We start from the raw sequence: 14,912 nt of genomic DNA on the forward strand, positions 1-14,912 counted from the left end.
CCCATGCTGATCGGAACCCTCGTCAGCGGGCTCGGCCTCGGCAGCATGTACGGGCTCGTCGCCCTCGGCTTCCACATCACCTTCGTGGTCTCCGGCACCGTGAACTTCGCCCAAGGCAGCGCCGTCACCCTGGGCGCTGTTTTGGGCTACGTCTTCGCGGTGCAGCTCGGCTGGCCGATGCCGCTGGCGGCCGCCGCCGCGCTCGCGGGTTGCGCGCTGCTCGGACTCGCGGTGGAGCGCCTGCTGGTGCGCCCCTTCGTCGTGCGCGGCTCCGATGCGTGGCTGCTCGCCACCGTGGCCGGCGGCATCATCCTCGACAACGTGCTGCTGTTCACCTTCGGCAAGGAGCCCCGCGGCCTGCCCTCCGCCCTGGTCGCGGCGCCCGTGCAGGTGCTCGGCGCCGGCATCTATCCGTTGCAGCTCGTGATTCCGGTGGTCGGCATCGCGGCAGCGGTCGCGATCCGGGCGGTGTTCCGCGGGACCGAACTCGGCCGCGTGCTGCTCGCTGTGGCGCAGAACGCCGAGGCCGCGCGGCTGATGGGGATTGATGTCGCCCGCACCGTCGCCTGCGCCTTCGCGCTCTCGGCGATGCTCGCGGGTGCGGCGGGCCTCTTGATCGCGCCGCTCTTCTCCGTCTCGGCCGAAATGGGGGCGCTGTTCGGGATCAAGGCGTTCGCGGTGGCGATCCTCGGCGGCATCGGCTCGGCCACCGGCGTCGTGCTGGCGGGCCTGCTCTACGGCGTGGTCGAGGCCGGCGTCACCGCGACGCTCGGCTCCGGCGCGACCCAGATCGTGGTGTTCTCGGTCATCATCCTCGCCCTCGCCCTGCGCCCGAACGGGCTGCTCGGCCGCGCGGCCGTCAACAAGGTCTGACCATGCGCGCGCTTCTCCGGGCGCCGGCCGCGATGCCGCTCGCCATCCTGGGCCTGACGCTGGCGGGCCTCGGCCTCGTCGGGCTGACGAGCGGCTACAGCCACTTCGTCATCGCGCTGGTGGCGCTGACGGTGCTGGCCGGCACCGGCCTCAACGTCCTCCTGGGCCTTGGCGGTCTGATCTCGTTCGGCCATGCCGGGTTCTACGCGCTCGGCGCCTATGCCAGCGCGATCCTGACGCTCAAGGGGTTCAGCTTCTGGCTGGCGTTGCCCGCAGCCGCCGCCCTCTCGGCGCTGGTCGGCGCGGCGCTCGCGGTGCCGGCGATGCGGGTGCGCGGGCCCTATCTCGCGATGGTGACGATCGCCTTCGGCTTTCTCGTCGAGCACGCGCTGATCGAGGGCGGCGAATTCACCGGCGGGCAGAACGGCCTCGTGGTCGCCACCGGCCCGAGCCTGTTCGGCGTGGCCCTCGGCGAGCGCGATCTCGCGATTCTCGCCGTGATCCTGGCGGGGTTGAGCCTCTACGGCTTCCACAGGCTGCGCCACGCCCGTCTCGGGCAGGCGCTTCGCGCCGTACGCGACGCGGACGTCGCCGCAGCGTCCCTCGGCTTCGATCCGGTGCGGGTGAAGACCGCGGCCTTCGCGATCTCGGCGGCCCTCACCGGGTTGGCTGGCGCGGTGCTGTCGCCGCTGATGCTGTTCATCGCGCCGAGCTCGTTCCCGTTCACTCAGTCGATCCTGTTCGTGCTGGCGGTCGTCGTCGGTGGGGCCGGCACCGTGCTCGGGCCGCTGTTCGGGGCGCTGGTGACGGTGCTGCTGCCGGAAGCGCTCGCGGGGCTGGCCGAATACCGCCTGCTGTTCTTCGGCCTGACGACGCTGGTGGTGCTTTGGCTCGTGCCCGCCGGCCTCGTCGGCAGCCTTGCGCGCCTCCTGCCGCGGGGCGGCGGGGCGCGGCCCGACGCGGGGGCCGAGCCGCCGGACTTCCTGAACCGGAGCGAGGGCGAGGGGCTCGCGGTCGAGGGCCTCGGCATCGCCTTCGGCGGCATCCGCGCGGCGGAAGGGGTCGCGTTCGAAGCCCAGCCCGGCGCCGTCACTAGCGTGATCGGGCCCAACGGGGCGGGCAAGACCACCGTCCTCAACATGATCTCGGGCTTCTACCGGCCGAGTGCGGGCCGCATCCGCCTCGGGGATCGGGAGTTGGCCGGGCGGGCGGCCCATACCATCGCCCGCGCCGGCATCGCCCGCACCTACCAGACCACGCGGCTGTTCGGTTCGCTCAGCGTGATCGAGAACGTGACGCTGGCCCGCGCCCCGGGACGCCTGCTGCGCCGGGCGCAAACCGAAGACCGGCAGGACGCCGCGGCGTTGCTCGCCTTCGTCGGCTATGCCGGCCCCCTCGACCGTCCAGCCTCCGAACTGCCCCATGTCGACCGGCGCCTCGTCGAGATCGCCCGCGCGCTCGCCGGGGGCCCGCGCGTTCTCCTCCTCGACGAGCCCGCCGCCGGCCTGTCCCGCGCCGAGACCGACCGCCTCGGCACGCTGCTGCGGCGGATCGCGAGCCGCGGCATCGCCGTGATCCTCGTGGAGCACGACATGCCGCTGGTGATGGGCCTGTCCGACCGCATCCTCGTCATGGATGCCGGCCGCCCCATCGCCCTCGGCACGCCCAGTGAGATCCGCCGGAACCCGGCCGTGCTGCGCGCCTATCTCGGCGCCGCCGAGACCCCGGCCCGGCCGCGCGCCGCCCCCTGGAGCGGCCCGGCCGACGCGGTGCTCGCCGCCCACGGCCTCACCGCCGGCTACGGCGCCGCGCCCGTGCTCGACGACGTGGCGCTGGCGGTGCGCCCCGGCGAGACCGTGGCGCTGCTGGGCTCGAACGGGGCCGGCAAGTCCACGGCGATGCGCGCGCTCGCCGGGCTGCTGCGCCCGGTCGAGGGTTCGATCGTGCTAGCCGATCAGGCCATTGCGGCGCTGCCGGCGCACCGGATCGCCCGGCTCGGCCTCGCTTTGGTGCCGGAGGGGCGGCAGGTCTTCCCCGAACTCACCGTGGTCGAGAACATCCGCCTCGGCGCGTGGAGTCGGGGTGGCCGCGTCGATCCGGCCGAGGTCGAGGCCCTGCTCGACCGGTTCCCGCGCCTGCGCGAGCGGGCCGGCAGCCGCGCCGGCCTGCTCTCGGGCGGCGAGCAGCAGATGCTCGCCATCGCCCGCGGGATGATGGCGCGCCCACGCATCCTACTCCTTGACGAGCCCTCGCTCGGGCTCGCCCCCGCGATCATCAACAGCCTCTACGCCACCGTCGCCGAACTGCGCGATGCCGGCACCACCATCCTGATCGTCGATCAGATGGCCGCACTCGCGCTGACCGTGGCGGATCGCGGCTACGTGCTGGAGCAGGGGCGCGTCGCCGCATCGGGCACCGCGGCCGAACTGAAGGCGGACGCCGCCCTGGAGGCGGCCTATCTCGGGGCGGCGTAAGCCCCCCTCCACCACAGGACCGAGACCCAGACCGTGACCACATCCGCGCCGAGCCATGGCCGCTACGCCTATTCCGCCCTGCCGGACCGGCCGGTCTACGACTGGCCCGAGGGCAAGCGGCTCGCCGTCTACCTCGCGCTGAACTTCGAGACCTTCGATTTCGGCTCCGGCCTCGGCGCCGAGCTGGCGCCGGGCGGGCCGCAGCCGGACGTGCTGAACTACGCGTGGCGCGACTGGGGCAACCGGGTCGGGGCGTGGCGCCTGCGCGACCTGCTCGACGCGTTGGGCCTGCCGGCCAGCATCCTCGTCAACAGCCGCATCTATCGGGATTGCCCGGGCCTGATCGAGGCGTTCCGGGCGCGGGGCGACGAGATCGTCGGCCACGGGCGCACCAACGCCGAGCGCCAGGGCGACATGCCGGAAGAGGACGAGCGGGCGCTGATCGCCGAGGCGACCGCCGTGCTGACGCGGGAGGAGGGAAGGGCGCCCGCGGGCTGGCTCGGCCCCTGGATCTCGCAGTCGCGGGTCACGCCCGACCTGCTGGCGGAGGCCGGCTACCGCTACCTGCTCGACTGGTGCCACGACGACCAGCCGACATGGTTTTCGACCCGCGGCGGCGGGCGCATCCTGTCGCTGCCCTATCCGCAAGAGCTGAACGACATCCCGGCCGTCGTCGCCCGCAAGGACACGGGACGGGCCTTCGCCGAGGCCATCCTCGACGGCTTCGAGGAGATGCTGGAGCAATCGCGCAAGGCGCCCCTCGTCATGGGCATCGCGCTCCATCCCTACATCGTCGGCCAGCCGCACCGCCTGCGCCCGCTGCGCCGGGTGCTGGAGCGGATCGCCGCGGAACGCGACACGGTCTGGCTCACCACCGCGGGCGCCATCGCGGCCCATGCCGCTCGGATCATGGAGTAGCCGCCATGGATCGCCGCGAAGCCCATCGAGCGCCGGCCCCGTCGCGGCGCGCGCTTCTCCTGACCTCCGCGGCGGCCCTGGGGGCCTCGACCATGCCGACCTCTCTGTTCGCTGAAACCCGCGGGGCCCTCGCCCGGTCCGCCACCGGCATGGTGACGAGCCCGCACGAACTCGCCAGCGAGGCCGGACGGGAGGTGTTGCGGGCGGGCGGCAACGCCATCGAGGCGGCCATCGCCATCAACGCCACGCTCTGCGTCACCTATCCGCATTTCTGCGGTCTCGGCGGCGACGCCTTCATGATCGTCAGCGACCGCAACGGCGCCGCCTTCACCCTATCGGGCATCGGCCAGGCGGCGGCCAAGGTGGCGCAGGACGGCCGGCCGATCCCGACCCGCGGCCCCGGCTCGGCGATCACGGCGGCGGCCGCCGTCGATACCTGGGAGCAGGCCTTCACCTACAGCCAGCGGGCCTGGGGCGGGCGCCAATCGTGGAAGGGGTTGTTTCAGCGCGCTATCGCCTACGCGACCGACGGCTTCCCGATGACGCCGTCGCAGCGCTTCTGGACGAATTTCCGCGCCAACGAGATCGGCCACTGGCCCGATGTCGTGCGCGCCTTCACCACCGACGGCCGCGTGCCAGATGTCGGCGAGACCGTCCGGCTGCCCGATCTCGCCCGCTCGCTCACGACGCTGGCCGAGAACGGCGGACGCGACTTCTACGAGGGCGAACTCGCCCGCCGGATCGCCCGCGGGCTGGAGCAGGCGGGCTCGCCGCTCACCGCGGACGACCTCACCCGCTGCCGGGCGCGCAACGAGAGTGCGTTGCGCGTGCCCTATCGCGGCGGCGAACTCGTCAGCCTGCGCCCGCCGACCCAAGGGGTGACCACCCTCGAAATCATGGGCATCCTCGACCGCTTCGACGTGGCGTCGATTCCGGAAGGCAGCGCCGACTACTACCATCTCGTCGTCGAGGCGGTGAAACGCGCCTTCATCGACCGCAACCGCTTCATCGCCGACCCGGATTTTTCCGATGTTCCGGTCGATCGGCTGCTGTCGCCCGCTCATCTCGATGCCCAGGCCCGCGGCATCGACCGGACGAAGGCCGCGCCCTGGCCGCACGTGTTCCAGACCGGCGACACCGTCTTCATCGGCGCCGCCGACCGGGACGGGAACTGCGTCAGCCTCTTGCAGACGGTGTATTTCGACTGGGGCAGCGGGGTCGTGGCCGGCGACACCGGCATCCTCTGGCACAACCGCGGCGCGGCCTTCAGCGCCGATCCGGCCCACATCAACGCCGCCCGCCCCGGCAAGCGCCCGTTCCACACCCTCAATCCCGGCATGTATTTCGAGCAGGGCCGCCCAAGACTGCTCTACGGCACGCAAGGGGCGGACGGGCAGCCGCAGACGCTCGCGGCGGTGCTGACGCGCCTGATCGATTACCGCATGGACCCGCTGACCGCGCTGGCCCGGCCCCGCTTCCTCCTCGGAAAGACGTTTTCCGACAGCCGCGACAGCCTCAAGCTCGAACTCGATGCCGGCGAGGCGGTGTTCACTGACCTCAGGGCGCGGGGGCACGAGATCAGCCCGATCCCGGCGCAGAGCCCGCTCGCCGGCCATCCGGGCGCGATCCGGATCGAGGACGACGGCGGCTTCGTCGGCGCCCACGATCCCCGCAGCGACGGCTTGGCGCTCGGCCTGTAATACCGAGCGGCACGGAAAAGGACCGATGGCCCTGTTCCGTGCGTCCGGCGGACGCCCGCCGCCCCGCCGTCGCGGGGGCAATCGGCGATGCGTCAGGATCATCGCCGATCGGTACAGCGTCGGCGGATGGTGCCACGCGGTCGAGCCCCGCCGCAGCGCTCGATACGGGGGCGGATCGCAAGACTCACGCAGCGCAAAATCGCCGTCGCAGCCGCCTCCCAAAGCGAAGCTGCCTAAGTTTCAACATCTGTATCAAGTTTCCGACACATTTCGATCAGTCGGTCCCAATTTCGGTCAACAGATCGCATGGCATGCGGCACGCTGCCGCTGACCAACACCAATCTTGTCTTCACAGACGCGTGTGAAGTCCCATTTCTTCGAAAAAAAATCGCAACCCTTTCGGCACCGCAGCAATTCCTGCCCCGTCGCACGGGTCGGCTCTCCGAGGAGGCACACCCCCGCTGAGCGACCCATTCCACACGCCGGGAGTTGGCCTCTTGTCCAAGCCTACCCTCACGTCCACGCCCGAGCACCGCCACGGCCGGCTCGTTCGCGTGTCGAGCGTCGGCCTTGCCTCGGTACTGGCGATCCTGATCGGCACCTCGGTGCTGCCGCCCCTCGTGGCGGACCAATCCGACCGCGCGGTGGTCAACGCCCCGGTCACGCTGATGACCGCGCCCATCGCGGGCGATATCGGCGCCATCCCGGTTTCGGCCGGGGATGTGGTCGAGCGGGGCTCCCTCGTCGCCCGGATCGCCAACGACCGCCTCGACCGCTCCACGGCGATCCAGCTCGCCGGCCGCGTCTCCGAACTGCGGGAGCGGGCGCTCGCCGCCGAGAACAAGCGGCGCTCGAACGAGGCCTATCTCGCCGCCCTCGACCGGGCCATCCGGGACCAGTCCGGGCAGATGATCGAGGTGCTGCGCGCCCAGGTCGAGGAGCTGAAGGCCAAGATCGCCTCGGCCAGCGCCTCGGGCGAGGAGAAGCGGGTGCTGATGGAGCGCCAGGTCGGGATGGTCGCCCGCGACGTGGCGAGCCCCGACATGGTCAAGTCCACGACCCAGTCCTACAACGCCGCCGTCCAGGAGAAGAAAGCCGCCGAGGCCAAGCTCAGCCAGAAGACGGTGCAGCTCGACGGGCTGGGGCGCGGGCTGTTCCTCGGCGACGAGCTGCGCGGCCTCGCCGAGCTGTCGCAGAAGCAGATGTCCATCACCTACGACACCCAGCGCCTCTCCATCGAGGAGAAGGAGCTGAAGGCCGCCATGGAGGACCAGCAGGCGCTGCTGACCCGCGAGAATGCGCGCCTCGACCGGCTCGCCGCCTCCGAGATCAAGGCCTCGGCCAAGGGCGTCGTCTTCAACGTCAACGCCACCACCGGGCGCCATGTGGGAGCGGGCGACAGCCTCGCCTCGGTGGTCGATTGCGAGCGCAGCTTCGTCGTCGCGATCTTCTCCTACCGTCAGGGCCAGAACCTGCAGGTCGGCAGCGCGGTGACGATCTCGGGCGAGCCGAACGGGCCGCGCCGGGGCATCGTGACGGAGATCCTGCCCAAGACCAGCGACACCGTCGACGCCACCTACGCCGTGCCGTTCCCGCAGACCGAGCGGCGCGAACTCTACGTGCTGGTCAAACCCGAACCCCTCGCCGCCGCCACGGCCGAGGGCGATCGGTCGGCGGGGAAGACGGCGGAGACCGCCTGCGGCGTCGGCCGCTGGGTGACGGTGACGCGCGAATCCGGCTGGGTGCCCTCGACCTCGGTCGTGTGGCGCGACCTAGAGGACGGCGCCGGCGGGCTCGCGACCAAGGTCGCCTCCGCGGCGCCCGACCTCGCCCGGAGCGTGGTCGATCGGGCGGGTTCGATGGCTGCCTCCACGGGCGACTTCCTGAAGCAGACCCTCAGCACCGCCGGCTCGGACGTCGCCGGGCCGGCGCGAGCCGGCGGCGAAGCCGAGCAGACGGGACTCGGGACCGCGCCGAGAGCCGGGGCCGCCACTCCCGAGGCCGTTCCTCCGGAACAGGCTCCGACGAGCACCTCGGATGCCGGCGAGCCGAACGCGGCCGAACGGACGGGTTCGATCCGGACGCAGGACCCGGCGCCGCCTTCCGCCACCGCGCCGGGCCGCCGGATCGCGATGCCGCCGCTGCCCCCGGTCCGGCCCGACGCGCTGCGCGGGACGAGCCTCGACCGCCCCGCGCGTCCGGGTCGGGAGGCAAGCCGCTGAGGGCCGCCCTCGCCGCGCTCGGCCTGATGCTCGGCTTGTCCGTCCCCACGCGGGCGGCGGACGATCTCGGGCCCGGCCTGTGCCGCGCCCTGTCCGCCGCCGTCGAGAGGACGGCGCCGGGTGGGGAACCGGTCTTCCTCGCGAGCTACGGGCCGGGGCCCGGCGAACGGGAGGTGCCGCTGCCGCTGCGCAGCACCGCCTTCGCCTACGACAACGCGCTGGCCGCCACCGCGCTCACCGCCTGCGGCGACCTCCGTCGCGCCCGGCAGATCGGCGAAGCGTTTCTCGTCGCGATCGCCCACGACCGGACCTTCACCGACGGCCGGGTGCGCAACGCCTACCGCGCCGGCCCGGTGCGCGACCGGCCGGTCCTGCTGCCGGGCTGGTGGGACGCCGCCGCCAAGCGCTGGTCCGAGGACCGCTATCAGGACGGCACGGCGACCGGCAACGTCGCCTGGGTCGGCCTCGCGCTCGTCACCCTGCGCGACGCGACCGGCGACGCGCGCTTCGGCGCCGGGGCCGCCCGGCTCGCCGGCTGGATCCGAGCGCGCACCGCGCGCAGCGGCGCTCCCGGCTTCACCGGCGGACTCGACGGCTACGACCCGGAACAGGTGCCGCTGACCTGGGCCTCGACCGAGCACAACCTCGACATCGTCGCCCTCGGCAACCGCCTCGGCACGCAAGCCGACCGGGCGATGGCGGCCTCGGCCCGCGGCTTCCTCGACGCCGCCTTCGACGGCCGGGCCGGCTGCTTCCGGATGGGGACGGATCCGCAAGGGACGATGCGGGGGATCGAGGCGCTGGCGCTCGACACGCAGTTCTGGCCCCTCCTCGGCGTCGCCGATCCGCCCCAGGCTTGGCGCCGGGCGCTCGCTTGCGCGAATGCGCGGCTGCGCGTGCCGGGCGGCTTCGACTTCAACGACGACCGCGACGGCCTCTGGGTCGAGGGCACGGCGCAGGCGGCGCTGACCTATCGCTGGGTCAAGGACGAGGCCGCGGCACGACCGCTCCTGGCGACGCTCGCCGGCCAGCGGGCGCCCTCGGGCTGGCTCTACGCCACCCGCGAGGCCCGGGTGACCACCGGCCTGCGGATCGGCCCGGCGAGCACGCAGGACGACTTCTTCTACTTCCGCCGCCCGCATCTCGGGGCGACCGCCTGGGGGGCGCTCGCGGCGCTCGGCCACAACCCCTTCACCGGAGCCGGCTTGCGATGATGTTTCCCTCTCCCGGCGACGCGGCATCCGTGCTGGCGCTCGCCTTCGGCATCGCGCTCGGGCTGTTCGCGCTGGCCGGCCTGCTGCGGCCGGACCGCGCCCTCGACCGCCTGCTGTTCGGCACGCTGACGGCCGCCCTGATCGCCACCTATGCCCGCTGGCGCTGGAGCGACACCCTGCCGCCGCTGACCCCGGAGGCGGGGGCGCTCTGGGCCTACCTGTTCTTCGCCGCCGAGATGGTGGCGGTGGTCTACACCCTGCTCTCCATCGTGATCCTGCTGCGGTTCAAGGACCGCTCGACTGAAGCCGACGCGGCCCAGGCCCGCCGCGAGGCGAGCGGCGACTGGCCGGCGGTCGACATCTTCATCTGCACCTACAACGAGCCGCGCGAGGTGGTGGAGAAGTCGATCCTGCCCGCGCTCGCCATCGATTACGGGCCCAAGACCGTCTGGGTCTGCGACGACACCCGCCGCGACTGGCTGCGCGCCTATTGCGAGGAAGTCGGCGCTCGGTACATCACCCGACCCGACAACAAGGGTGCCAAGGCCGGCAACCTCAACAACGCCCTGCGCCACACCGCCGGGCGCACCGACGCGCCGCTGATCCTCGTGCTCGACGCGGATTTCGCGCCGCAGCCCGACATCCTCAAGCGCATGGTCGGGTTGTTCGACGACCCCAAGGCGGCGGTGGTGCAGTCGCCGCAATTCTTCTTCAACGCCGACCCGATCCAGCACAACCTCGCGGCCTCCGACAGCTGGGTCGACGACCAGCGCATCTTCTTCGACGTGTTCCAGCCCGCCAAGGACGCCTGGGGCGCCGCCTTCTGCGTCGGCACCTCGTTCATCGTGCGCCGCGACCGGCTGGCCGAGATCGGCGGCTTCCCCGACGCCGCCATCTGCGAGGATCTCAACCTGTCGCTCGGCATGTCCCGCCGGGGCTACGCGACGCATTGGCTGAACGAGCGCCTCAGCATGGGCCTCTCGGCCGAGGGTCTGCCCGAATACATCACCCAGCGCACCCGGTGGTGCCTCGGCACGATCCAGATCGCGCTTCTGCCCGACGGCCCCTTGCGCGGTCCGGGCTACACCCCGGTCCAGCGCATCCACTTCCTGCACGGCGTGCTCAACTGGGCCTGCAAGCCCTACATCGTGCTGATGCTGCTTGCGCCGGCCATCTACTGGATCGCCGGCCTGCCGGCCTTCGAGGCGGACGTGCTGTCCTTCCTGCGCTACGGCGCGCCGCCGCTCTTCGCCCTGTGGGCCTATAGCGGCTGGGTCTCGCGCGCGCGCACCCTGCCGATCTTCATGGAGGTGACCCACGCGATCAGCGCGCTCGCCGTGACCGTGACGCTGATCCAGGCGACGATCAGCCCGTTCGGCCGCCCGTTCAAGGTCACCGAGAAGGGCGGCGACCGCACCCAGATGCGGGTGCGCTGGCGCATGGCCGCGGCCTTCGGCGGCCTCTCCCTGCTGTCGGCCTTCAGCATCGTCTGGGCTTTCATCGCCCCGACGGCGCCCGCCGAAATCTCGGACATCGACTATTTCAACCTCGTCTGGGCCGGCGTGGCGATGGTGCTGACCTTCATCTGCTTCCTCGTCTGCTTCGAGCATCCGCGCGAGGACCTCGCGTTCCGCTACGAGGCCGACGCCCGGATCGAAGCGGGCGGAACGAGCCGCGCCTGCCGCCTCACGACGCTCGCGCCGGGGCGGGCCACCCTCGCAGAGCCCTGCGACGCGGCGACGATCGGCGGGCCGCTCGTCCTGCACCTTCCGGGCATCGGCGCGCTCGCCGCCGCCGCGGACGGCGCCGGCCTCGCGCTCGATCCCACCCCCGAGCAGCGGCGGGCGTTGATCGTCGCCCTCTATTCCCATCCCCGCGACACCATCGCCCGGACCGCCCGCTTCATGCCCGCCGTCGGCGGGCTGCTGCGCCGGGGGTTCGGCCACGGCTGACGCGCATCCCGATGCGCCGATCTCGGCGCGTGGCATGGGTGTGTGATAGAGGTCGAGGATGCACCGTCTCCGCCGGCTGATCGATCCCGCTCTCGTCACGCTCCTCCTGTCGCTCGCCGCCGGCAGCCTCTGGCTCGGAACCCACGAGCACGACAACGATTTCGGTGCCGGCTTCTTCCTCGGGCTCATCGCGGGCGGCTCGCTCGCCTTCCTCGCCCTCGGATCCCGCCGTCCCGGCGAGGATTCCCGGCCCTGACGCGGCGCTCGCTCCGCGTGCCGCACCGGCTTTCTCCGAAGGCCGGCGGCCGCCCTCCGGGCCGATGCTCCGGCCGGGTGCGGCGTCGCGCCCTGGAACCGTAGGCCCCGCGGCCGGGCTTCCCGCTCGACCGAGAGGAGACCTCACATGCGACACACGCACTGGGCGCTGGGCACTCTGTGCCTCGTTCTGTCGAGCCAAGCAGTCCTCGCGCAGGGCAAGCCCCTGCCACCGCCGGCCTCCGACGGGCAGCCGGTGATGGAACTGACCATCGACAAGCGGGACGGCAAGATCGCCTGCGCCCCGGCGGAGTTGCGCCTTCCCGCCGACACCAACGCCGAACTGCGCGTCGTCAACCGAGCCGACCAGCCGGTGACACTCACCATCGACGGCCAGTTCGAGAACGGCCTCGTCCAGCACGTGGACGGCGACCAGGGCCATTCGGCGAGCGAGAAGGGCTACACGATCAAGCTGAACGGCAAGGCGACCCTCAAATTCCGGACCATGGCGGCGGGCGAACGCCCCTATGGCTGCACCGGCGTGAACAGCCAGAGCGAGCCGTTCGTCGGCAAGTACGTCCTCGTCCCGCCGGCCGGCTGAGTGCCGGTGCGCTCAGCCGCCGGAACGCCGGACGAATTGCGGCTTGCCGGCGGCCTGCCCGGTTTCCGAGATCAGCACATCGAGGGAGAGGCGCACGATCTCGACCGGATCGACGCCCTTGGCCCGCGCCTCCTTCTCGACCTCGGCACGCTCCGCAGGCCCCATCCCTTCGAGGATCACCCGGGCGACGGCGGGAGAGGCGTCCTTGTGGTGATGGCTCATCGGGACCTCGGCGCATGCGTCCCTTCGCGGGCACGGGGCGGGTGTTAGGGCAGGGCGCTTCGCCGGGACAAGCGATTTCGCGACAAGATACTGCTTCTAATAGCAAATTAAGCGTCTCAGCCGGCCCGGGGGAGGGCCGAACCGCTCAGCGAGCGAATGCCGGTACGGGAACACCGGCAACGAGGCGGGGTTCGCCCTTCCGACCCGATCACAGGCCCGTGATCGGGCACCCCGGAGCCGCCCCGATGACGCGCCTCACCCGCCTTCTGCCCTTCGCTCTCGCCGCCGGACTGTTGCTGAGCGGCGGTGCGCTCGCCCAGGAGGGCAACGCCAATGCCGGCAGCGGGCTGTCGCCGGGGGCGAGCGCCACCGGCAACGACCGCTCCGCGGGCGTCAATAACGGCAATTACCGGCGGCCCGGCGGCTATGGCGCCCGCCGCTCGCTGCGCCAGGGCTTCGGTCGCGCCCGGCGCTTCGCGCCGCATCGCCGCCGGCACCGCTGACCCCCGCGCGGGTGTCGCAGGGGGCAACTTCGCCTCTTCCCGGAGCGTTGCCGCGCGACGCAGACGGGAAGGGGTCGTAAATCAGGCCGTGACGGACAGACCCATCGCCGACTACGCCGTGATCGGCGATACCTGCACCACCGCCCTCATCGCCCGCGACGGCTCCCTCGACTGGCTGTGCTGGCCCCGCCATGACGGGCCGGCGGTGTTCCTGGCGCTGCTCGACGCCGACAGGGGCGGCGCCTGCCGTCTCGCCCTCGACGGCGTGATCGGGACCGAGCGCCGCTACCGCCCCGGCACCAACATCCTCGAGACGGTCTTCGCGACCGAGACCGGCCGGGTGCGGCTCACCGACTTCATGCCGCTCGTCCGCCGCGAGCCGGTGCCGGAGGAGGGGCCGGACGGTCGGCCCGAGGCCCGCGTGGTGCGCCGCCTCGCCTGCGAGGCCGGCACCGTCGCCGGCCGCTGGATCGTCCGGCCGACCTTCGACTATGCCCGCGTCGCCACTACGGCCGAGGCCGGACCCGACGGCACGGTGCTGTTTCGCGGCGGCGGTGACGCCATGCGGGCCACCGCGACCGTACCGCTCGATGTCCGTGAGGGGACGGCCGAGGCCGCGTTCCGGCTGGAGGCCGGGGAGGGGGCCGACCTCGTCCTCGCCCATGGGGCGGAGGGCGATGCGGGGCTCGGCCAGACCGAGGCGTGGCTCCGGGCGACGGAAGCATACTGGCAGGAATGGTCGGGCCGCTGCACTTATCGCGGGCCCTACCGCGAGACCGTGTTGCGCAGCGCGCTCACCCTCAAGCTCCTGACCCACGCGCCCTCCGGCGGCATCGTCGCCGCCGCGACCATGGGCCTGCCCGAGGCGGTGCCGGGCAACCGCAACTACGATTACCGCTATGTCTGGATGCGGGATGCGAGCTTCACCGTGACCGCCTTCGTCAATCTCGGCTACGACCGCGAGGCCGCCGAGTTCCTGCGCTTCCTGCGCAACGCCGACCCGAGCCGCGGCCGCCATCTCCAGCTGATGTACGCCCTCGAAGGGCCGATGCCGGACGAAACCATCCTCGACCATCTGCGCGGCTGGCGCGGAACCGCGCCCGTGCGCCTCGGCAACGCGGCGAGCGACCAGCGCCAATTCGACATCTACGGCGAGTTTCTGGTGGCGCTCCACCACTACCTCGAAGCCGTCGAATTCGACCCGCCGGTAAAGGTCAACGACCACCTGCCCGAGGCGCTGGCGCATCTGACCGGCCACATCATCGCGCGCCGCCGCGAGCCCGACCACGGCATCTGGGAGCTGCGGGGCGACATGCGCCAGATCCTGCACACCAAGGCGATGCTCTGGGTCGGGCTCGATTGCGCGGCGCAGATCGCCCGCTCCGATCCCGAGCACCGCCTCGCCCCGCCGGAAAAGATCGCCGAGTGGGAGCGGGCGGCGGCGGAGATCCGCGCCGAGTACCACGCCGAGGGCTGGAACGAGGCGGTCGGCGCCTACACCATGGATTACGGCTCGCCCGACCTCGACGCGGCCGTGCTGCGCGCGGTGCTGTTTCGCGCCTTCGACGCGCGCTCGCCGCGCGTCGCCGCCACCCTGGCGCGGATCGAGGACGCCTTGGGGGCGGGCGACCTGCTCTACCGCTACCGCCTCGACGACGGGTTGGAGGGCGAAGAGGCGACCTTCACGGCCTGCGCCTTCTGGCGCGTCGGCTGCCTCGCGCTGGCCGACCGGGGGGCGGAGGCGACCGCCCTGTTCGAGCGTCTCATCGCCCGCGGCAACGATCTCGGCCTGTTCGCGGAGGAGATCGACGCCGAGACCGGCGAGCAGCGGGGCAACGTCCCGCAGGGCTTCACCCATATGGCGATCATCAACCACGCGGTGCGGCTGGCACAGATGGACGGACACTCGCCCGCGGACGCCGAATAGCGAAAGGACCGCTTCGCGGGGTCGCGGGGCGGGCCGGCTCCCGTCAACGGC

General features: G+C 72.1%; 12 protein-coding genes. 11 read left to right on the forward strand and 1 reads right to left on the reverse strand.

The genetic code is table 11. The annotated features are described in order from the left end of the window. The first annotated feature begins 3 nt into the window (after window positions 1–3). The 9 genes from BM140_RS19575 (at window position 4) to BM140_RS19615 (ending at window position 12,209) form a co-directional block, all read left to right on the forward strand. On the forward strand, window positions 4–873 hold the full coding sequence (locus tag BM140_RS19575) for a branched-chain amino acid ABC transporter permease (RefSeq protein ID WP_091950217.1): 870 nt from the start codon (window positions 4–6) through the stop codon (window positions 871–873). A 2-nt stretch (window positions 874–875) separates the two neighbouring features. Then, window positions 876–3,347: a branched-chain amino acid ABC transporter ATP-binding protein/permease gene (locus BM140_RS19580; RefSeq protein ID WP_091950220.1), complete on the forward strand. Its 2,472-nt coding sequence runs from the start codon at window positions 876–878 to the stop codon at window positions 3,345–3,347. 33 nt (window positions 3,348–3,380) lie between these two features. Then, the gene (locus BM140_RS19585) at window positions 3,381–4,265 is read left to right on the forward strand and encodes a polysaccharide deacetylase family protein (protein WP_091950222.1); all 885 of its coding nucleotides are present in this window, start codon (window positions 3,381–3,383) and stop codon (window positions 4,263–4,265) included. Between the two features lie 5 nt (window positions 4,266–4,270). After that, window positions 4,271–5,965: a gamma-glutamyltransferase family protein gene (locus tag BM140_RS19590; protein WP_091950224.1), complete on the forward strand. Its 1,695-nt coding sequence runs from the start codon at window positions 4,271–4,273 to the stop codon at window positions 5,963–5,965. Window positions 5,966–6,462: 497 nt separating this feature from the next. Further along, window positions 6,463–8,187 (forward strand): HlyD family secretion protein, encoded by a 1,725-nt coding sequence (locus BM140_RS19595; RefSeq protein ID WP_091950227.1) that lies wholly within the window; start codon window positions 6,463–6,465, stop codon window positions 8,185–8,187. A 26-nt stretch (window positions 8,188–8,213) separates the two neighbouring features. Beyond that, window positions 8,214–9,401 (forward strand): hypothetical protein, encoded by a 1,188-nt coding sequence (locus BM140_RS19600; protein WP_091950229.1) that lies wholly within the window; start codon window positions 8,214–8,216, stop codon window positions 9,399–9,401. Continuing rightward, window positions 9,398–11,353 carry a glycosyltransferase family 2 protein gene (locus BM140_RS19605; RefSeq protein ID WP_091950231.1) on the forward strand — a complete coding sequence of 652 codons (1,956 nt, stop codon included), beginning with the start codon at window positions 9,398–9,400 and terminating at the stop codon, window positions 11,351–11,353. The genes BM140_RS19600 and BM140_RS19605 overlap by 4 nt, the downstream gene beginning before the upstream one ends. 58 nt (window positions 11,354–11,411) lie before the next feature. Then, window positions 11,412–11,609 (forward strand): hypothetical protein, encoded by a 198-nt coding sequence (locus BM140_RS19610; RefSeq protein WP_091950233.1) that lies wholly within the window; start codon window positions 11,412–11,414, stop codon window positions 11,607–11,609. Between the two features lie 147 nt (window positions 11,610–11,756). Further along, complete coding sequence (locus tag BM140_RS19615) at window positions 11,757–12,209, forward strand: cupredoxin domain-containing protein (RefSeq protein WP_091950235.1); 453 nt, start codon at window positions 11,757–11,759, stop codon at window positions 12,207–12,209. Window positions 12,210–12,221: 12 nt separating this feature from the next. On the opposite strand, the gene BM140_RS19620 is transcribed toward BM140_RS19615, so the two are convergent. Next, the gene (locus BM140_RS19620; RefSeq protein WP_091950237.1) at window positions 12,222–12,431 is read right to left on the reverse strand and encodes a hypothetical protein; all 210 of its coding nucleotides are present in this window, start codon (window positions 12,429–12,431) and stop codon (window positions 12,222–12,224) included. A gap of 245 nt (window positions 12,432–12,676) precedes the next feature. Between BM140_RS19620 and BM140_RS19625 the strand changes: the two genes are divergently transcribed. Next, window positions 12,677–12,934 carry a hypothetical protein gene (locus BM140_RS19625; RefSeq protein ID WP_091950239.1) on the forward strand — a complete coding sequence of 86 codons (258 nt, stop codon included), beginning with the start codon at window positions 12,677–12,679 and terminating at the stop codon, window positions 12,932–12,934. 88 nt (window positions 12,935–13,022) lie between these two features. Continuing rightward, entirely contained in the window at window positions 13,023–14,861 is a 1,839-nt protein-coding gene (locus BM140_RS19630; protein ID WP_091950241.1) for a glycoside hydrolase family 15 protein, read from the forward strand. The last annotated feature ends 51 nt before the right edge of the window (window positions 14,862–14,912 follow it).

Source organism: Methylorubrum salsuginis (assembly GCF_900114375.1).
GTDB lineage: Bacteria > Pseudomonadota > Alphaproteobacteria > Rhizobiales > Beijerinckiaceae > Methylobacterium > Methylobacterium salsuginis.